Annotated in this window: 17 protein-coding genes and 3 tRNA genes; 8 read left to right on the forward strand and 12 right to left on the reverse strand. The window is 42.2% G+C overall.

The window, feature by feature from the left end:
* Positions 1 to 75: 75 nt before the first annotated feature.
* From ACSX1H_RS06025 to ACSX1H_RS06040, 4 genes are all read right to left on the reverse strand, one after another.
* A complete protein-coding gene (locus ACSX1H_RS06025) occupies positions 76 to 1,164 on the reverse strand; it encodes a 3-oxoacyl-ACP synthase III family protein (protein ID WP_439182927.1) in 1,089 nt (362 codons plus the stop codon).
* Between the two features lie 25 nt (positions 1,165 to 1,189).
* Positions 1,190 to 1,948, reverse strand: coding sequence for a UDP-2,3-diacylglucosamine diphosphatase (locus tag ACSX1H_RS06030; protein ID WP_439182929.1), 759 nt, complete (start codon positions 1,946 to 1,948; stop codon positions 1,190 to 1,192).
* Positions 1,949 to 2,160: 212 nt separating this feature from the next.
* Positions 2,161 to 3,324, reverse strand: coding sequence for a redoxin domain-containing protein (locus tag ACSX1H_RS06035; RefSeq protein ID WP_439182930.1), 1,164 nt, complete (start codon positions 3,322 to 3,324; stop codon positions 2,161 to 2,163).
* Between the two features lie 155 nt (positions 3,325 to 3,479).
* On the reverse strand, positions 3,480 to 4,631 hold the full coding sequence (locus ACSX1H_RS06040; protein WP_439182932.1) for a TlpA family protein disulfide reductase: 1,152 nt from the start codon (positions 4,629 to 4,631) through the stop codon (positions 3,480 to 3,482).
* A 354-nt stretch (positions 4,632 to 4,985) separates the two neighbouring features.
* Here ACSX1H_RS06040 and ACSX1H_RS06045 point away from each other — a divergent pair, with 354 nt between their 5' ends.
* The 4 genes from ACSX1H_RS06045 (at position 4,986) to ACSX1H_RS06060 (ending at position 10,358) form a co-directional block, all read left to right on the forward strand.
* Positions 4,986 to 6,638 (forward strand): AMP-binding protein, encoded by a 1,653-nt coding sequence (locus tag ACSX1H_RS06045; RefSeq protein WP_439182934.1) that lies wholly within the window; start codon positions 4,986 to 4,988, stop codon positions 6,636 to 6,638.
* 208 nt (positions 6,639 to 6,846) lie between these two features.
* Positions 6,847 to 7,572: a M48 family metallopeptidase gene (locus tag ACSX1H_RS06050; RefSeq protein WP_439182936.1), complete on the forward strand. Its 726-nt coding sequence runs from the start codon at positions 6,847 to 6,849 to the stop codon at positions 7,570 to 7,572.
* Between the two features lies 1 nt (position 7,573).
* Complete coding sequence (locus ACSX1H_RS06055; RefSeq protein ID WP_439182939.1) at positions 7,574 to 8,896, forward strand: deoxyguanosinetriphosphate triphosphohydrolase; 1,323 nt, start codon at positions 7,574 to 7,576, stop codon at positions 8,894 to 8,896.
* A gap of 172 nt (positions 8,897 to 9,068) precedes the next feature.
* Positions 9,069 to 10,358 carry a tetratricopeptide repeat protein gene (locus ACSX1H_RS06060; protein WP_439182940.1) on the forward strand — a complete coding sequence of 430 codons (1,290 nt, stop codon included), beginning with the start codon at positions 9,069 to 9,071 and terminating at the stop codon, positions 10,356 to 10,358.
* Positions 10,359 to 10,420: 62 nt separating this feature from the next.
* Here the strand turns inward: ACSX1H_RS06060 and tpx are convergent, their stop codons facing one another.
* Together tpx and ACSX1H_RS06070 are read right to left on the reverse strand one after the other, a co-directional pair.
* Positions 10,421 to 10,918: a thiol peroxidase gene (gene tpx / locus ACSX1H_RS06065; RefSeq protein WP_439182942.1), complete on the reverse strand. Its 498-nt coding sequence runs from the start codon at positions 10,916 to 10,918 to the stop codon at positions 10,421 to 10,423.
* A 135-nt stretch (positions 10,919 to 11,053) separates the two neighbouring features.
* Entirely contained in the window at positions 11,054 to 14,146 is a 3,093-nt protein-coding gene (locus ACSX1H_RS06070; RefSeq protein WP_439182944.1) for a cytochrome c biogenesis protein, read from the reverse strand.
* 220 nt (positions 14,147 to 14,366) lie between these two features.
* On the opposite strand from ACSX1H_RS06070, the gene ACSX1H_RS06075 reads away from it, so the two are divergent.
* The 4 genes from ACSX1H_RS06075 (at position 14,367) to ACSX1H_RS06090 (ending at position 17,921) form a co-directional block, all read left to right on the forward strand.
* Entirely contained in the window at positions 14,367 to 15,920 is a 1,554-nt protein-coding gene (locus ACSX1H_RS06075; RefSeq protein WP_439182946.1) for a methyl-accepting chemotaxis protein, read from the forward strand.
* 106 nt (positions 15,921 to 16,026) lie between these two features.
* A complete protein-coding gene (locus ACSX1H_RS06080) occupies positions 16,027 to 17,247 on the forward strand; it encodes a DcaP family trimeric outer membrane transporter (protein WP_439182948.1) in 1,221 nt (406 codons plus the stop codon).
* Between the two features lie 12 nt (positions 17,248 to 17,259).
* Positions 17,260 to 17,439 carry a hypothetical protein gene (locus tag ACSX1H_RS06085; protein WP_439182950.1) on the forward strand — a complete coding sequence of 60 codons (180 nt, stop codon included), beginning with the start codon at positions 17,260 to 17,262 and terminating at the stop codon, positions 17,437 to 17,439.
* Positions 17,440 to 17,450: 11 nt separating this feature from the next.
* Positions 17,451 to 17,921 (forward strand): DUF4268 domain-containing protein, encoded by a 471-nt coding sequence (locus tag ACSX1H_RS06090; RefSeq protein ID WP_439182952.1) that lies wholly within the window; start codon positions 17,451 to 17,453, stop codon positions 17,919 to 17,921.
* 19 nt (positions 17,922 to 17,940) lie between these two features.
* Here the strand turns inward: ACSX1H_RS06090 and ACSX1H_RS06095 are convergent, their stop codons facing one another.
* The 6 genes from ACSX1H_RS06095 to ACSX1H_RS06120 all read right to left on the reverse strand — a co-directional run bounded on the left by ACSX1H_RS06095 (position 17,941) and on the right by ACSX1H_RS06120 (position 20,157).
* Entirely contained in the window at positions 17,941 to 18,810 is an 870-nt protein-coding gene (locus ACSX1H_RS06095; protein WP_439182953.1) for a hypothetical protein, read from the reverse strand.
* A gap of 10 nt (positions 18,811 to 18,820) precedes the next feature.
* Entirely contained in the window at positions 18,821 to 19,519 is a 699-nt protein-coding gene (gene radC, locus ACSX1H_RS06100) for a RadC family protein (RefSeq protein WP_439182954.1), read from the reverse strand.
* 88 nt (positions 19,520 to 19,607) lie between these two features.
* A tRNA-Glu gene (locus ACSX1H_RS06105) sits at positions 19,608 to 19,679 on the reverse strand.
* A gap of 31 nt (positions 19,680 to 19,710) precedes the next feature.
* Positions 19,711 to 19,782, reverse strand: a tRNA-Glu gene (locus tag ACSX1H_RS06110).
* A 13-nt stretch (positions 19,783 to 19,795) separates the two neighbouring features.
* Positions 19,796 to 20,047, reverse strand: coding sequence for a 30S ribosomal protein S20 (gene rpsT / locus ACSX1H_RS06115; protein WP_439182955.1), 252 nt, complete (start codon positions 20,045 to 20,047; stop codon positions 19,796 to 19,798).
* 38 nt (positions 20,048 to 20,085) lie between these two features.
* Positions 20,086 to 20,157: transfer RNA gene (locus ACSX1H_RS06120), tRNA-Glu, on the reverse strand.
* Between the last annotated feature and the right edge of the window lie 200 nt (positions 20,158 to 20,357).

The raw sequence follows: 20,357 nt of genomic DNA on the forward strand, positions 1-20,357 counted from the left end.
AGTTTTAAGAAAGTATCCGGGAAGACAGACCTTCCTGGTGAGTTCAACACCCTCAAAACGGCGCTAAAGGCCAAATTAGGGCATTTTATACATGAATGCATTGATATTCATTCCGGCTCCAACCGATGTCATCATCACATTATCGCCACTTTCGAGCTTATGCCCGCTCAATTTCCCCTTACAAATTAAATCGAATAGTGTGGGAACTGTGGCCACGCTGCTGTTACCTAACTCGCGAATGGTCATTGGCATGACATCCATATTCACATTTCGCTCATTGTACAAACGGAAAATGCGCTTCAATATCGCCTCGTCCATTTTGGCGTTGGCCTGGTGAATTAAAATTTTCTTTACATCGTTCAATACCATGCCATTCTTATCGAGACATTCTTTGGCCAATTGCGGCACATTGGTTAAAGCATAGTTATACAAACGCCGGCCATACATTTTTAGAAAGAGGTTTTCACCTTCCAGCTCCTTGTTGTATGGGTTATCCATCCGCAACAGATCGATGTGTTCGGCCGTATCGGTTTGAACGGCATGCTTAAGTATTCCAACCGGTGTATCACTTTCCCGGGCTTCTAACAGAACCGCTCCTGCGCCATCTGCAAAAATCATTGAATCTCTGTCGTGCGGCTCCATTGCCCGGCTGAGCGTATCAGCTCCTATTACCAGTGCACTTTTGGCATCGCCGGATTTGATGTAATAATTAGCCTGAATCATGGCCTGAGTCCATCCGGGACAACCAAAGGTAATATCATAAGCTATGGTTTTAGGATTTTTTATCCCCAGCTTGCTCTTCACTCGCGAAGCTAACGTTGGCAGGATATCCGGATAAATTGTGCCATACCGCATATCTCCTAAATTATGCGCTACAATAATATAATCCAGCTTCTCCTGATCAAACCCCGCATCGCTAAGCGCTTCCTTACCGGCCATCATAGCCAAATCTGAAGTCACATGATTTTTCTCTGCGCACCGCCGTTCGGCAATATCAGTAATCTGTTCAAACTTCTCAACAATCTCGTTACCTTCTGCTTCTATGACTGTTCCGTCATCATTATAAAAAGTATTGTCGATAAAATCGGCGTTAGCTTTAACCACAGGCGGAATATAGCTTCCCGTCCCGGTAGCTACCGCATAAATCTCAGCCTTTGAATTCATTTTTGCTTTTTTTCTTATCAAACTATCAGTACGAATCGAAGTACTTTAAATCAATGGTATCCCCATTGAAAACACCATACGAAAAATGCTGTATCCAGTCACCTAAAAAAATAAGCTGACACGCCGGCCCCACACAGACCGTTCGTGCCACATGGCGGTGACCAAATACGAAGTAATCGACTTTCTCTTCTTTTATAAACTCTTTGGCATACAAAACCGCAAACTCTTTATCATCGCCTAGGTATTTGTCGCCATATTCTTTGTTATTCTTTTCTCGACTTTTGCCCGACCAATAGTTAGCCAATCCGATGCCACAGTTAGGATGTATACAGGCAAATAACCATTGGGCAAATTTATTGGTAAACACAGATTTCAGCAGGTTGTAACGCCTGTCGTAGTTACCCAGTCCATCGCCATGAGCGAGAAACAGCTTTTTGCCATTAAAATCGCGTATTACAGGTTCGCGATACACATTTACCCCACACTCATTTTCGAGGTAATCAAACAGCCAGATATCATGGTTGCCAGTGAAAAAGTGAACAGGTATTCCACTATCGGTAATTTCAGAAAGTTTGCCCAAAAAACGGGTAAACCCACGCGGCACCACCTGCTTATACTCAAACCAGAAATCAAAAATATCTCCCATCAGGTAGATTTCTGCTGCATCGTGCTTGATGGCATCGAGCCATTGGACAAATCTCTTTTCGTGCAAGCGATGATCTTTAATCCCTGGTGCACCCAGGTGAACATCGGAAGCGAAGTATATATTTTTGGTTGTTTCCAAGAATCTTATCGCGATTTTATTTTGCGGACAAATATATTAGAAAAATAAAGTATCTCCTAACCTTTTAAACACCGCAAGTCATTGTTGAACAAACAAATAAATTGGTCGAAAGTAGGAAAAACTACTTTTGAACCTTAGGCAACCTTCCGGTAAGTGCCTAAAAAAACCGCAATCGATAGACTGCGGTTTCCCAGTATAAGTCCTCTAAAGACTTATAATATTTCCTTTAATTTTTCTGACAATCGATTTCCAAACAAGTTTTTACCAATTATTTCCCCTTTAGGACTGATTATATAATTAGCAGGTATTTGCCTGATATTATAAAGCTTGGCCGGGTAAGAATTAGTATAGGCTAAATCACTCACTTCAGTCCAGGTGTAGCCCTCATTTTTAACGGTGCTTTCCCAAATAACCCGACTTTTATCGAGTGACACAGAGTAAACCTCCAGCCCTTTGCCTTTATACTGTTCATACATTTTCTTCAGGTGTCGGTTAGCAGCCACTGATTTCTCATCCCACGACGCCCAAAAACTCAAAACAATCGTTTTTCCTTCGAGGGAAGATAAGCGAATGGTGTCGCCCTGAATGTTTGGTGCTTCAATATCCACATAACCACTTTCGGCAGCCTTGGAAGCCAATAGCTCATCAGCAAACTTTTGACGCTGTTGTTGCGCCTTGGCGCCTAGCACATAGTTATATAAATGACCGGCACGTTCTGATTCGGGATAATACAGGTTCAAACTCGTGGCCAGTGTAGAAAAATAAACCTGATCCTTTTTGTCGAATACATTTAAAACAGCCGTATTGTCATCAAGGTTTTGGAACAAGGCATAATAGCCGGCAAACGAGCGCGGATTTTCCATAATAAACTCGCCCACAAATGCCTTATGATCATTTAACTTTTGCTCATAAAGCTGCTCCAGTTCTGACCGCTTTTTAGTATTACCAGCGTCTGTTGCCTTATACTCAGCGGCCAGCGTCGTTAACTCCCTATTTAGGTCGCGAATGCGTTTATTAAACATCTTAATGTACACAGAACCTATTGAATTCTTTAAGTTGTAGCTAGTCTCCAGATTCTTAGCCTCGGCATTAACAACAATCGTTTCGGTGGTATCGGCCAGCAGCGTGATATAATTGTTATCACTCAATTTTAACAGAAAGAACGTGGGCTCTTTAAGGCGCTCATTTTTAAATTCGAAATCACCACTCTTTAATTTTACAGAATCGATTGTAACGGTTTGATTCAGTCCCATTTGCTGCAGGTACAAAACTTTACCTTTGCCACCTTCGATGTGTCCCGTAACTGTAAATTTATCTGTGTTATTACATGCAGTTGTCAATACTAAGATTAAAAGTAAAAACAGTCCCTGTTTCATATTTTTTAGAATTTGTTTTCATTGGCCATAAGTAACTCACCACCTATTTTAAAAAGAAATGCTCCTAAAATAGTTAGATAGACTTACATTATGTCAATTAATTATATGTTAGTATGTTCCTTATTACCTCGATTTTGGATCGCTCAAATATAGGATTAATTTTTTATTAATTGCCGCATGGCTGGCGTTAGCTCCTCCAAATCCCGGCTTCTTTTAACCACCATTCTATTCTCATCAACCAGAAGTAAATATGGAACTGAGCGCAGCCCAAGCTGATGCAAAACAGGCGACTCATCACCCACAAGATCGGATAAATGCAATACGGCTAAACGATCCTCCTTAACAGCGTTTAGCCAACTTGTTCGGTCGCTATCCAAAGAAATCATACAAACCTGAAGTCCTTTATTGCGGTAAGGGCGCGTCCAGCGCATTAACTGCTTGGTGATACTCCGTGATGCCTTATCGGTTGACTTCCACAAAACGAATAAGGTGGGTGCATTGCCAAGATTTTCAAGTTCCACTTGCTTGTTCCAGGCATTCGGCACTGTCAGGGCCGGCATGGTTCTGCCCTCTTTGGTAATTGCGCTAAAAAGGATCCGACTCATAATTGAATCCACCTGAGCAGCAAATTGTTTTACTGGCAAGTAGGCCGGATAAAGACTTTGCAGCTGATTACCAACCTCATAATACAAATCGCTATATTCCTCGGGCTTGAAAATATAATGATTCCCCGCTTTCAATTGCATGGTCAGGAGCGGCACTAACGAATTCCGATAGTTATCGCACAAACGGTTAATTTCTTTAGCCTTTTCTGCAATAATATGATCGATAGCGGTATAAATGGAATCCCGCGCTACATAAAAATCTTCCTCCAGCAAGGAATCAGGTATAGCTTCAACAAGCTGTTCTATTTCACGTTCGGCTTGTTGGGCCAGCCCTTTGCATTTCCAATACGCTTTTGTTTCAGCGTTGCCAGTAATGGTTAATTCCGAATTATGGGTATCTAAATGGCCGGAAATAGTTGAGGGAAACGTGGTACTTATAATTAGTGTTCGTATTGTTTTGCCTCCCATTCGCAGCTCGTAAATACCAATGGGCACGCTATCTTTCCGAAAAACCAGTGATGATTCATCTGACTCCTGAATAGCCTTATCGAACAACGTTAACTGGCCTGCTCCCTCCAAACTATATAGTTCAACTGCTTCACGAATTGGTCTATCTGGTTTGATGGTCAGATAAGGAGTTTTCTGAGGCTTTGAGCAGGCAAGCATTAATAGGGTGACTAAAAGAATTAGCGTGTATTTCATGCGTCTATTTTTTTCATCTAACATAGGTAACCCACTACAAAAGGTATTTTTCACAACTAATAAACATACTTTATCATGGCTCGTTACCTATTAAAATTATTTGTGCAAAAGTACAAAAATGCACCTTTTAGAGTTCAGAGGCAAGTGACCAATGCATGCGAACACCAAATTGGTTGATTAATGGTAAATTTTGGCAATTTCATCAGAAGCGACTTATATTAAGCTGAAAACATTAACGTTAGAAATAATGTTAGGCGATTACAGAATTTTAAATAATTTTGGTCGGTTATTTTTCTGCTTAAGAACAGGCATTGGCCTTCTTAGCTCATTATATGTCAATAAAAAATATATAACATGGATAATAATGGATACCTGAGCTATGTCAAAAATGCGCTCATTGAGCATCGTCAGCTCAATGCTTTTAGCGATTTTCAGGGAGAAACCAAAACTTTTGAACAGGTTGGAGAACGCATCATCGGTCTGCACCAGCTGTATAAGGATTTGGGCATAAAGAAAGGGGACAAAATAGCACTGATTGGACGAAACATGACTAGCTGGGCTGTGGTTTACCTGGGCACCATCAGCTACGGAGCCGTTATCGTTCCTATCCTTCCAGAATTTAATTCAAGCGATATACACCACATTGTCAATCACTCAGAGTCGAAGCTACTGTTTTCAACCGACCTTTTGTTTGATAAGCTGGATGAAACCAAAATGAACGACTTACTGGGCATTGTATCCATAAATCGGTGCATCACTTTGGTTGATAATGCAAAGGGTAAGCTTAACAAAGCTGTTGAACGCCTGCAGCCTTATTTTAAAGGAGACGGCTCCCGTTTCAAACCGGAAGATTTACACTTCCCGCAAATTGATGCAGAAGAGGTAATGGTGCTGTCCTACACCTCTGGTACATCGGGTTTTTCCAAAGGCGTACTGTTGCCCCACCGCAGCATCTGGTCAAACATTAAATATGCACAAGAGAACCTGATTTTGTGCCCTAAAGAGCGTGTCGTTTCATTTTTGCCCCTGGCGCATGCTTACGGATGTTTATTTGAGTTCCTGTGGCCCTTCACGATGGGGTGTCATATAACATTTTTAACGCGCACCCCCTCTCCACAAATTATTACCGAGGCCTTCCGCAAAGTCAAGCCTCACATCATCCTGTCTGTTCCTTTAATTCTCGAAAAGATTTTCAAAAAGCGGGTTCAGCCGCAGCTTGAAGAGACAAAAATTAAAGCCCTATTGAAGATTCCGGGCCTTAACAAAATTGTTTACAACAAAATCAAAAGCAAGCTGACCGAAGTGTTTGGTGGTGAGTTCAGAGAAATTATTATTGGCGGAGCAGCCCTAAATAAGGATGTGGAGCTGTTTTTACGAAAAATAGACTTTCCGTTTACCATTGGGTATGGCATGACCGAATGTGGTCCTTTAATCAGTTATGCTCCCTGGACCGAATCAAGAACCTTCTCGGCAGGTGCCCTGGTTGACCGCATGGAGGTTAAAATAGACTCAAAGGACCCTTATAACGAAGTAGGCGAAATTTTAGTCAAAGGAGACAATATACTGTTGGGCTATTACAAAAACCAGGAGGCCACAGACGAAATATTTAATGATGAAGGATGGCTTCGTACCGGTGACCTGGGAGTTATTGATGAAAATAACTTCATCTACATTAAAGGGCGCAGCAAAAATATGCTCCTGGGCCCATCGGGGCAAAATATTTATCCTGAAGAGATTGAGGCAACCATTAATGCAATGAATTATGTGCAGGAGTGCCTTGTGCGCGATGCCGACGGGAAGCTGGAAGCATTAGTTTATCCCGATTACGAAGCAACCGATGCCGAAAAGCTCGATCGCAAACAAATTGAAGCGAAACTTCAGGAAATAAAGGTAGCTGCCAACAAAGTGTTACCTGCATACATGAATATTCAGAAAGTTACGCTCTTCCCCGAAGAATTTGAGAAAACGCCGAAAAAGAGCATTAAGCGGTATAAATACACTAAGTAGGTAAGTCCTCAATAAAATAAAGGCAACTGCCTTTGAATAACAAAAAGCAAAGTTGCCCATGGTTGATAAACAGGTTAACCCGAATAGACACGGCATGTGGTCTGAAACATTCGAGTTAACCTGTTTTGATTTGAGCACCGTTTACTTGCGCTCAAACTTATACCACTATCGGTTTGGTTTATTACTTTTACACTCAAAATAGATAAGTGTGCAAAACGAAAAGCTAGTAGATATCCCAAATATCGGGGAAGTAATTATTCGCCAAAGCAACAAAGCCTCGCGTATCAGCATTCGTTTGAAACCATTTACAGCACCAACTCTTATCATCCCATTTGGTGCCAGCATACAAGAGGGCATGCGCTTTTTGCATGAAAAACAACAGTGGATACAACAGCAACGAACAAAATTGGAAGAGAAGGAAGAACAGCTAACAATTTTCGATGAGCAGACACAATTCAAAACCCGCTCATTTGCCCTTAAAATTGTTCAACATGCCAATCCTAAAGTTAGGTTACAACTTAAAAACGGACTGCTACTAATCAACTATCCTTCTCACCTACCGGTGACTGCACCTGCCGTTCAGGAAAGCATTCGCTACGGGATTGAAGAAGCATTGCGGTTAGAAGCCAAACGGTTTTTGCCGGGTCGCTTAACCTACTTAGCTCAGCAACACGCCATCAAATACCAAAACGTCACCATTAAAAATCTTAAGTCGCGGTGGGGCTCTTGCTCGGCCGTTAATAACATTAACTTGAACCTGCACCTGATGCGGTTGCCCGACCATTTAATAGATTATGTACTTTTGCATGAGCTGTGCCATGTGCACGAGAAAAATCACGGCCCCCATTTTTGGGCACGACTGGATATTATGTGCGAGGGGAAAGCCAGGCAGCTGGATAAAGAAATGAGAAACTATCAAACAAAAATATATTAGTATGAACTGGGAACAGCTACTTTCGACTTTACGAACCGGACAAGAACAACAACAGGAAGCAAAGCACGACCGCACCCAGTTCCAGCGAGACTATGATCGGCTTATCTTTTCTTCGCCTTTCAGACGCCTGCAAGACAAAACGCAGGTTTTCCCGCTACCCGGCAGCGTATTCGTTCATAATCGACTCACGCACAGCCTGGAGGTGGCCAGCGTTGGCCGTTCATTAGGCAATAACATCTCTGCCAAACTGTTAAAAGCAGGCTTGGGCAACCCTGAGCTAGTGGCCGAAATTGGCTCGGTAGTGGCAGCAGCCTGTCTGGCACACGACCTGGGTAACCCTCCTTTTGGACACTCAGGAGAAGCTGCAATTGGCCATTATTTCACTAACGGTGAAGGCCAAAAGTTTAAAAACGAACTAAGCGCCTCGCAATGGACTGACATTACCCGCTTCGAAGGCAATGCCAACGCACTGCGCATGCTTACACATGCCTTTAAAGGCCGCCGTCAGGGCGGTTTTGCCATGACTTATACCACTATTGCTTCCATTATCAAATACCCGTATGAGTCGGGCAGCATGCTAAAAAAATTTGGCTATTTCCAATCAGAAAAAGCCACCTTTGAACACCTTGCCAATACTTTGGGGCTGCAACTAATGGATGCGGAAAAAGGCATTTACGCCCGTCACCCTTTAGTTTATTTGGTTGAAGCTGCCGATGATATATGCTACCAGGTAATGGATATTGAAGATGCGCACAAGCTAAAAATACTGTCGTATGATGAAACCTACGACCTATTAACGGGCTTTTTTGACAAGGAAAAAGAGGCCGATGAATTTCTAAAAATCGAGAAAGTATTTAATGAAGTCAGTGATCGTAACGAGCGAATGGCCTTTTTACGAGCCAAAGTCATCGGGAAACTAGTTCACCTTTGTACCGAAATATTCTGGAACAACCACGACCGCTTCCTAAATGGTCAATTTAACAAAGGCTTAATTGATCATTTAGAGGGTACCGAGCTTGAGGCCATGGAAACGTGCAAAACAACGGCCTTTAGTCGTATATACAAACATCCATCAGTGGTTGAAATTGAGATTGCCGGTTACCGTATATTGGGCACCTTACTGGAAGAGTTTATTAAAGCTGTCACCAATCCTGATGATTTTTATTCGAGGATGCTGCTGCCCTTTATTCCCGAGCAGTTTAAATCTGATAAGGACACTCCTTTATATGAAAAGATTCAGTCGGTACTCGATTTTATATCTGGAATGACCGATGTGTATGCCTTAGACCTTTATAAAAAAATTAGCGGTACCGGATTGAAATAAATCCCATAACCACATTAAATAAGCGCTTCCTGAAAAGGGGCGCCTTTTTTTTCGTCCACGATCACTCCCAATGGATAAAAGACTTGCAAAACCAATCTAAGTTAATAGGAGATAAAAAATTTGTTATTCAACTAAGTTTTTAGTTATATTTGATTAGCAAAATCTACTTCCTATGAGGCTTAATGTAAAAATCAACCTGACAGCCTGCTTATTATTTACGGCAGCAACCCTGTTAAATGCTCAAAATACAGTTCAGTTTTACGTTGCAACCGGCAATTACAAGGCCATTATTGAGCGCCTGGAAGCCAAACAAAATAAGCTGACACCTATTAACACATACTACCTTGCACTGGCGTATATGCAAAGTGGCTATCCGGATAAAGCCATTGACTGTCTAACTGCAAGCACAAACCCATTAAATGCACAACACGAAGATTTATTGGGACGTTGTTACCTGAGTACCGGCAATTATCCCGAAGCTCTGCCAATAATTAAAAAAAGACACACTGAAGAGCCTTTAAACGTTGCTAATCTGCTACGATATGCTGAGATAAATCAATTTTACAAAGAACACAATGCCAATATTCAGCTACTGAAGCTCTACACCAAAACTGACTCGTGCAACTACAATGTTAATTGCCTGCTGGCAGAATCGTATGAAAAAGTAAAACGTACCAGTGAAGCCATCGCCACCTGGCAGATGCTTCTAAACCAACAGCCAAACAACCAAAAGATAGCAATACGGCTGGCGAACCTCTATTACAACGATAAGCAATACGTTGAATGCCATGATTTATGCGTTCCCTTTATTGAAAGGTTAAATAACAATAAGAACTTCTTACTGATAGCCGCCATGGCCAATTTTAAAAATGGCTCCAACCACAATGTGGTAGTAATGCTTAAAAAGCTGGAGGCGCAAGGAGATAGCTCCTTTTTGACCAAGAAACATTTGGGGATCGCCTCCTATCGGCTCGAAAACTACGATAATGCCATTCAGTATTTACAAAAAGCATTTAAATTGAAGGATAATGATCCTGAAGTAGCTTTCTTTCTTGGTGCAGCATTGGGCCAATCCAACCAACCATTAGATGGCAAATTCTACCTCTTGCTCGCTCAGGAACTAATCAAACCCTCGCCTGCCTTAATGGAAAAAACGAACCTCAAGCTGGCACTCATGCATTTTGACTCGGGCCATTATCAGGCAGCCATCGACTACTACAATGAAGCGTATAGCTTTGCTCCATCCAATCACCACTATTTGTATCGACAAGCCTCCATCTGCGACTATCAATTAAAAAACTACCCCAAAGCAAGGGAATTGTATCAACAGTTTATTGATGTTTTACCCAACGAACTTAATCCTAAAAAGGGCAATGACCTTTATGCCATTCAACTAAAAGAAGTAGCAAGCAAGCGGCTGAATACGCTGATTGAAGAAGCCTTTTTTAGAAATGGGATATAAAAGAAAAAGGCTGCCTAAGCAGCCCCTTCTGTTTCGAGAATAAAACTAAACAACTAATTATATTATAATGCTTTTAAAGCAACCTCATAATTGGGTTCATTAACAATGTCATCCACCTGTTCGCTATGCGTTACCTTGCCGTTCTCGTCGAGAACAACCACTGCACGCGACAGTAGACCAGCTAAAGGACCATCGATCATTTTGACGCCATAGTTCTGGCTGAACACCTCATCTTTATATTCCGATAGCGAAACCACATCCTCAAGCCCTTCTGCACCACAGAAGCGAGCATGTGCGAAAGGCAGATCTCGCGAAATGCATAACACAACCGTGTTTTCCTGTTTCGATGCTTCGCTATTGAATCGACGCACAGAAGCCGCGCAAACACCTGTATCAACACTAGGGAAAATATTCAACACCACTTTTTTACCTTTAAAATCGGCCAAAGTGACTTCACTCAAATCTGTTTTTACTAATGAAAAATCAGGAGCTTCAGCTCCTACTCTTGGTAGATCGCCTGCTGTAGCAACAGGGGAACCTTTAAATGTTATTTTTGCCATTTCGTTCTGTAATTATGTTATATCTCCTAAACAACGTTACGGAAGATATTGTTTGCAGAAAACTAAAGAAATGGCTGAAAATAAACACTATTTTCAGCCATTTCCATGATTATGTATCACTTATAAGCTTAACCATCACTCCTCTTTGTCTTCTTTTAATGCTTTCTGTACTTTTCCTTCGTTGTAATAGGCAAAGAACGATACAACAGCAACTGTTATGATGGTGTAATAAACAAAAGAAGGGATGGGTAGCGGATCTCCTTTAGCATAAGAGTGCATCCCGGCCAGGTAGTAGTTAACCCCTAAATAGGTCATTATTACTGAGCTGAAGCCAATTACCGACCAAAAGTTAAAGGTGGTTAAACCTCTCATTCCGGGAATAAATCGCATGTGAACAATGAAGGCATACACAATAATTGTTACTGCCGACCAGGTTTCTTTCGGGTCCCAACCCCAATAGCGGCCCCACGACTCGTTAGCCCATACACCACCTAAAAATGCTCCAATAGTGAGCAAGTATAAACCAACTGTCATGCTCATTTCGCTGATAGACGATAATTCCTCAATCGTTAATGAGAAGGCTTTATTGTTCTTGGTTGATTTAATGCCAAATAAAATCAGATTCAAGAAGCCCAATAGCGCGCCCAAGGCCAAAAAGCCATAGCTGGCCACAATGATGGCTACATGGATAGTTAGCCAATACGACTTAAGCACAGGCACCAGATTGGTAATCTCCGGATTCATCCAGCTCAAATGCGCCACCATCAAAATTATACCTGAAAAGAAAGAGGTTACCGATAAGGCAATCGGACTCTGCTTACTAAATAACAAGCCCGCAAGCAGTGTACTCCATCCAATGTACAACATCGATTCATAACCATTACTCCATGGAGCATGACCCGATATATACCAGCGAATAGCCAGTCCGAGAGTGTAGACAACAAATGCCAGAACAATGAGTATTAAACCGCCCTTAAGCAGCCATTTGAATTGCCATTGTGGCTTCACTAATTTTATCAACTGGAAAAACAGCAATATCAAACCGAGTACCAAAAAGTAGGGCATCAGGCTCATAAACAAGGAGCTGTTGTTATAAAAAATCTCAATATCCTTCTTTAGGTCCGATGGCAAAATTTCATCCCCATATTTCTTCTGATAAGAAGCAAGGGCTGATATATAGCTTTGTTCATCAGCTTTATTAGCACTTGTGATGGCATCGATATACATGCCAAATAAGTTACGCACAAGCAAACTGTCTTCTTGGGAAAATCCTTCGGGTTTAGCACCGGGAGCCAGCCAGGTTTCGTGTGAATCGGATGGATCGGGGAAAATTTTCAGGAACGAGCCCATCTGCGCCATGTAAAACACGTTAATCTGCTCATCGACCTTTACAGCTTCTTGCTCGAGCTTATTGCGGTAAGCCGGCCGTTTCCGGTATGAATCTTCTACAAGCTTGCGAATTTTATATTGTCGCTCGGGCGTAAAGAAATCTTTAAAAGCCGCTTTTTTACCGCTGATTTGCAATTGAGCTTTAAGTTCATCGTGCTTAATCGTGATCATTGGTACTGTTTGCCAGTAGGCTGGATCAATCATCATACTCAGGACCACACGGTCGGCCGACCAGCCTTTAAAAGTATGGTGCTTAGCCAGCTTTCGAACGACTTCACTGTTTAAGGTATTAAGCGGCTTTATGCGCCCACCGTTATCCTGCACCCATAACTGACCAAAGGCATCGGCCGTTTCAGGACTCACCTGGTGAGGCGGATTCAACTCATCCGCAAAAGCACTGGAGCTAATCAGTAGTGCCAGTATAACAGTCAGAGTTTGCTTCTTTTTGTAAATTTCAGACGTCCGGTTAATTAATTGGCGGAACCGCGTATTAGGTGCAATTAAAGCAGCGAACATGCCAATAGTCAATAAGAGGTAACCAAGGTAGGTGAAAAGCGTCCCCCACCAATCGCGGTTAACCGAAAGAACCGTCCCTTTTTCATCCATATCGTATGAAGACTGGAAAAAGCGGTAACCGTGATAATTTAGAATATTATTCATAAAAATACGTCGATCTTCTTTAAGGCCGGTTCGTTCATCCATCAAAGTTACTTCCGAAGCAAATGAGCTTGGACTTTCGCTTCCAGGATATCGGTCTAATTCGAATTTATTCAAATGCAACGAGAAAGGAATGTGTATTTGTTTGGCGCCATAACGGACCGTAAACTCAACCCCGTCAATTGACTCTGTAAATGTTTTACCTAACACATCTTTCTTTCCGAATACAAAAAAGTCTTTTCGCTTATTGCCTAGCTCGGCCACAAACTTAATGGCATCGGGCAGGCCTCTGCCCTGCTCGCCCTCAACCGATACAGGCTCTACAACCGCGCTCTCGACAAAACCAGTGAGCACCATACGTAAATCGGCGATGCTATAAAGTACACCATTAAACAGTTGATGCGCTGAGTCAGCAGCAAAGGTTTGCGAGTTACCTGTTTGCATCTGCATCATGCTCGCCTCAACCGATGGCTTATAATAAGGTACGCCGTCAGCCACGCTTAGAATAATGGTTTGACCATCTTCTTTTTTGGGATTAAAAGCAATGCGGTGCTTTCCTACGCTCACCTCGTCGCCCTCAAACAACGAAAACTCCTGGCGACCCGATGCCGCTGACAGAACAATATTAATAGCCGGCTTACCACCAGGTTTTTCAACAGACCTTGATACAGCTTGTGGAATGTACAATTCACTTCTGAGCTTTAATTTTCCTTTAGGGGTTGAAAAACTCGCCGAATACTCGTGCGGACTAACGATTGAGTACAGTACATGCTGCTCATCAGTCCCTGTATAATCATCGGCCTTAACATTTACAGTTACAAACTGATCACTGGACAAGATGGTGCTGGACTCTTCACCCTCTCGAATGTGCATCATCCCTTCATAGCCCACATAGCGGGTAATGGCGGCACCCACAATAATGAGAAGAAAAGACAGGTGAAACACCAAAGCAGGAAGCTTCTTCAACTTAAAACTTTTAAACTTGATGAGGTTGCCAATCATATTAATAGACAAAAGCACAAACACCAGCTCAAACCACCAGGCATTATACACCAATGCCTTAGCTGCATTTGTTCCAAAATCATTTTCGATAAAGGTAGCAACGCCTAAAACGGCGCCCAAAAAGAGTAGCAGGCTTCCCATCAGCCAGTAAGCGGTGAGGAACTCAAATAGTTTTTTCATATCTAAATTAATTGGATTTTCATTTAAAAATAAACCATTCAAAATTAAAACAGGTGCTCAAAATAGCAAATAAGACCCAGAATTCTTAAATTTATTAAAATAATTTTTGCGTATTAACAACGATTCATTTGAACTATCTTTGCATCTTTTTATATCCACCACATAAGAAGATTTTAGGAGCTTGAACGCACGGTGAGCCTGGGAACATAATAAGATAAAAATGAAACTTACAACTAAAATTATAGCATTTTCACTGGGAATGCTTATCATAATGGCTCTGTCCATCACAATTCCGTCCAGTTACATTAATTATAAAAATCATCAGCGAGAAATTAAAAAGCTTGAAGCATTGCTTCGAAACAACTTTGACGCCCTTGTGAAGCAAGAAGTGCAAACGGTTATCAGTCTGCTGGAACACATCCACGCCGAAGTGGAATCAGGACGGCTCAATAAAGACGAAGCACAATTGCTTGCTGCCAATCAGGTTAGAGAGCTGAAATATGGCTCAGACGGCTATTTTTGGATTGATACTAAAGAAGGCGTTAACGTTGTTTTATTGGGGAAGGCCGATACGGAAGGAAAAAGCCGTTGGAATCAGAAAGATGCGAAAGGCAACTACCTCATTCAGGATATTATCCAGGCTGCTTTATCTGGCGATGGCTTTGCCGAATACTGGTTTCCTCGCCCCGGCGAAACCCAGGCTGCTCCCAAAAGAAGCTATTCGGCCTATTTTGAGCCCTTTAACTGGGTAGTTGGAACGGGCAATTACATCGACGATATCGACCGTGCTGTTGAAGCCGAACGCACCATTCTGCTTGGCAACATTAAAAAGGCTATAATTACAGATATCGCCATTACCCTCTCCATTTTAGTACTCTTCTCCGTACTTATCGTTGTTATTGGCCGGCGTTTTGCTTCAACATTGGTAGACCTGTCTCATGCCACTGAGTCCATTGCCCAAGGCAACCTCATGGTTGAAGTCTCCAAAACACACAATGATGAAATAGGTATCCTACAAGAATCTATTCAGCGCACCACTCATAAATTAAAGGAAATAATGGGTGAGATTATTGAAGGATCCAACAACGTATTGGCGGCCAGCGAACAGATGGCGCAATCGGCCGAACACATCTCCAATGGAGCCAGTTCGCAAGCGGCATCCACTGAAGAAATTTCATCGTCTGTTGAGGAAATGGTTTCCAATATTCAATCAAATGCGCAGAATGCAGGTCGCACCGAAGTTACAGCCGGAAAGGCTGAACAAGGAATCAATGCCCTTCAGGATACGGTGAAAAAGAACCTGGAGGCCATGCAAAGCATCACCAGTAAAGTGGCCGTTATTAAAGATATTGCCGTACAAACAAACCTCCTGGCACTTAATGCTTCGGTGGAAGCAGCCCGGGCTGGAGAAGCGGGACGAGGTTTTTCGGTGGTGGCCGGCGAAGTGAGAAAACTATCTGAAGTGACACGTGCAGCAGCAGGCGAAATTGATGAATTAACCTCAAACAGTCTTCAGATTGCCGAAAAATCATGGCAGGCAATGGAAGAATTACTCCCCGATATTGCTAACATTATACAGATGATTCGCGAGATTCTGGCATCGAGCAAAGAGCAAGAGGCTGGTGCTAATCACATTAACAGTGCCATCCAGTCGCTGGCTGGCATCACCTCTGAATATTCTGCATCATCGGAAGAAATGGCCTCCAGCTCTGAAGAACTCTCGCGTCAGTCGGAATTATTAAACAGTACCATCTCCTATTTTAAAATTAAATAACGTCAGTCATATTTCAATGGCGTTTAGCTATTTGCACAGCTAGCGGCTTTTTTGTTGTTTTGCATCGTTTTTATAAAACACAAAAAAGGAAGATAAGAAACAAGAAATGAAGAAGATTCTATTCACACTAGTGCTGGCTGTTATCAGCTCCCTAGTGCCTGCACAAGAGGAAACCAAACCTTTTAAAGTTGAAATACACGGTTTTGTGGGTGTTAATGCCTACATGGATACGCGCCAGAGCTATACCGCCAGAAACGGAAACATCTACCTGTTTCCAAAACCCGCCAGCTTAGATGAGGCCAATAATGACATTAACGACAATGCCTCTTACGACATTGACGCCGCATTTAGCCGCTTCAACATTGGCATTTCGGGACCTGATATGTTTGGGGCAAAAAGTTTTGCCTTTATTGAAGGGGACTTCTTAGGCGACAAATCGGGTTCGAAAGATGTTTATTTTCGCTTGCGTCATGCATTCGTTCGCCTCAACTGGAACAAAACGAGCCTGCTCGTAGGTCAGTCGTGGCATGCCTTGTTTTTGACCGAAACTGTTCCGGGTACGGTTAACCTGAGCTGTGGCACCCCCTATCATCCGCTAAATCGCCAGCCAATGATACGCGTTGGACAGCAGCTGAATGATAAATTGGAAGCGGTAGCCTTTCTTATGGCGCAAAACGACTTTGTGGATAAAGGCATGGTAACAGCAGCCGAAAATTCACTTCGCCCCGAAGCAGCTCTTCAATTGAAGTACCGTTCTAAAGCTTTTTTTGCTGCCGCAACCGGGGGACTTAAAGCACTGCGTCCGGCATTAGTTGATCCCAATACCAACATTGAATCTAAAGAACTGGCCAAAGGTCATTACTTTGCGGGCTCGCTTAAAAACGACTTCGGCCCCATTACCCTTAAAGCCGAAGCACTTTATACTGCTGGCATGACCAACCTCGTAATGTTGGGCGGTTTTGCCGAAAAAGCCAATGACTCGCCCGAACGCGAATACACGGCCATCAAAAATTTCTCTACCTGGGCCAATATTGAATCAAACACAAAAAAAATCAGACCAGGAGTTTTGGTTGGCTACACCCAAAACCTGGGCAGCATCGATAAATCGGTTCCGCTAAATGGTTTTACAATAGGTGGTGATATTGCAAATATGTACTCAATCATTCCGCGCTTAAAATATATGGCAACACCAAAAATTTGGTTCGGCCTGGAGTGGATGTATGTGGTAGCCGCCTATGGCAGTTCATACGATGAATATAGCCAACCAATAAATACTACTGATTATACTAATAATCGTATAACAGCCAGTATGCGTTATACATTTTAATAACTTAGTGCCATGAAACAGAAGTTAGCAGTTACAGCCATCCTGATGATTATTGCAGGATTTGGGATGATTCACAGTACAAAAGGCCTTATGGAAATAGTAAGTTTACTACTCATTGGCACTGGTACTGCGTATCTGTTATTTTTGTTGCTTTCAAAAAAACAACAGGACAATCGGCCTGATAAAGATTAAAACTTAAAGTCATGTTTTCAAAAGAGGAAGCAAAACAAATAAGGCAGCAATTCTGGCATAAACTGGAAAACAGAACCCGACGACTGCCCGGACAAAAAGGCAAGAAAATCAAGTGGATTTTTGACGAAACCGGCATCAAAGGTTTAGACTTGCGGTTTGATATTAATCGGGAGCGAGCTATTGTGGCCCTCGAGATTAACCATCGAAGCGAAGAACGGCGCCTGCAGCTCTACGAGAAGCTGGAAGCTTGTAAGGGTATTTTTGAGAACGAGTTTGGTGGGCCACTGGCTTGGGACTACTTGTATACCAAAGATGAGGGCCGCGAGGTTTGCCGTGTCTATGAAGAGCTGGCTCCGGCCGACCTCTATCAGGAAGAGCAATGGCCGGTAGTAATGAAGTTCATGATCGACCGAATGATACGCCTGGAAAAAGCCTTTTTAGAAGTAAAGGACTTTTTATTGCATGACGAACTGGGCCAATAAAGCAGGTTATAAAGATACATTAAAGGTCTATCCATTTGGATAGGCCTTTTTTATAAACTAAACAGACATGCTCCTTACTTGTAAAACAACTGCCAACGGTATCGGAATAAAACGGAAACTCCAACGTTAAATTTGCTCCCCAGTTATTATTAATCATGTGGTAAATAATTGCCTTTACACCGCCATATTCCCTATCGTCGGATGCACAGTGAATAAGGGTTAAGGTGTTACTTGCTTTTAAAAAGAATGCACCAGCCACCATTTGGTTAAACTCATTATAAGCAGCATATAAACCCGCACTCTTATATGTCAGGGCAAACGATAACAGTTGCTGCAAATCGGTTAGCTCCTTGCTGTTCTCATTCCCAAGTCGCTTCGCATACTCAATATAGTCAGCCACATTTAACGCCCGAATAACGGTTAACTTTTTCCGGGTATATAGCTCCACCCACTCAAGCACATCGCCCCGAAAATCACTTTCTATCCGATGAATATCAGTAATCATATCTAAAACTGCATATTTCCGCACGGCCCACCCTTTTACATAGTCTGGTTCCAAGGCATTATGCGGATTAAATATCAGATGAACGTTTAAGTAAGGCACGGCGCGGAGCATGGACCACACCACCTGATGATCGACAGGTACCCGGTTAATAACACCTGTATATGGTATTAAAGCCGGAGAATAAACACATTTAAAGCCCAACTTACTCTTAACAGGCAATACCATCAATGCCTCATAGTCATTGAAAACAATTGCCTCCCAGCCCGGGCACACAATGTCTAAAAACCAAGTGTGCACAAATACACTTCCATTAGCCGATGCATTAACACAGGCATTCCATCTACTAGCATTAATCTCGGCTCTTTGTAAAGCTTTTATTTTCATAAGTTGAACCCTAAATCATCCCCTCGTCTGCATAACTAAAGTAGTCAGAATCGGTAACAATAATATGATCCAATACCGGAATATCCATTATTCGTCCCGCTTCGCTAAGTTTTTTGGTAATTTTACTATCGGCATCACTGGGCTGCACGTTGCCGCTTGGATGATTATGGCATAGAATAAGAGATGAGGCCAAGTGGTCGATAGCCGATTTTAAGATCAACCGTACATCAATAACTGTTCCCGCAAGGCCTCCCTGGCTAATTTTATTTTTAGCAATCACCTTATTGGAGCGGTTGAGCATAAGAATCCAAAACTCTTCGTGATGCAAATCGCCTAATATGGGCTGAAAAATGGCAGACACATCCTTACTACAGGTAATTTTAGAATGATCTTCGCCAGCGGTGAGCTTACGCCTTCGACCTAATTCGAGTGAAGCAACAATAGTAATGGCTTTGGCCTCTCCAATCCCATGATAACCGGCTTTTAAGTCATTCACCGATTTTTTACCCAACACATTCAGATTATTCCGGCAATCTTTTAAAATTTTTCGTGCCAGGTCCACGGCACTTTCTTTGGCACTTCCTGAGCCTATCAATATGGCTATCAATTCGGCATCAGAAAGAGTGGCTATGCCTTTATTGAGCAGCTTCTCTCTCGGTCGGTCCTCCAAGGCCCACTCTTTAATACTCAGGTGTTGATAACTCTCCATCTTTTACTTTTATGAAAAGATAAAGAGGCTGACCGAGAAAGTAAATAAGGGATACAAAAAAAGCCCTCCGAATGGAGGGCTCTTTACGCAGTCCCTAGGAGAATCGAACTCCTGTTTCAAGGATGAAAACCTTGCGTCCTAACCACTAGACGAAGGGACCTTATCGCCTTTTGAGGCTATAAAGTTTAGTGCAGTCCCTAGGAGAATCGAACTCCTGTTTCAAGGATGAAAACCTTGCGTCCTAACCACTAGACGAAGGGACCGGATGCCTTTTTATTAAAGCGTATTAACGTGTTTCGTTAATTTTGACTTTAAATTAGCAGCTTTATTCTTGTGAATAATATTCTTCTTTGCAAGCTTGTCCAGCATAGAAGTTACTTTTGGAAGTAATTCCTGAGCTGCCTCTTTTTCAGATGTACCTCTTAATGCCTTCACAGCGTTACGCGCAGTTTTTGCGTAGTATCTATTGTGAAGTCTTCTCTTCTCTATCTGACGAATTCGCTTTTTTGCTGATTGATGATTTGCCATCGTTCTACAATTAAAAATTGTTAATCTTTTATTTTTTGCAGTCCCTAGGAGAATCGAACTCCTGTTTCAAGGATGAAAACCTTGCGTCCTAACCACTAGACGAAGGGACCTTATTGCCTTTGGACCTACATGTTTGTCTCAAATGCGGATGCAAAGATATATCAAATTAAAATCCTTCCAAATTTTTTTTAAAAAAAACGCTGAAAAATTTACAGCCTTTTGGCCCCCACAACCACTTCTCGCCTCATTTACTGAATAATACAGCCCGAAAAAAATCTAATCAAGACATTTAACTCTTATTTTATTTGCA

This window comes from Carboxylicivirga taeanensis (genome assembly GCF_051851475.1).
GTDB lineage: Bacteria > Bacteroidota > Bacteroidia > Bacteroidales > Marinilabiliaceae > Carboxylicivirga > Carboxylicivirga taeanensis.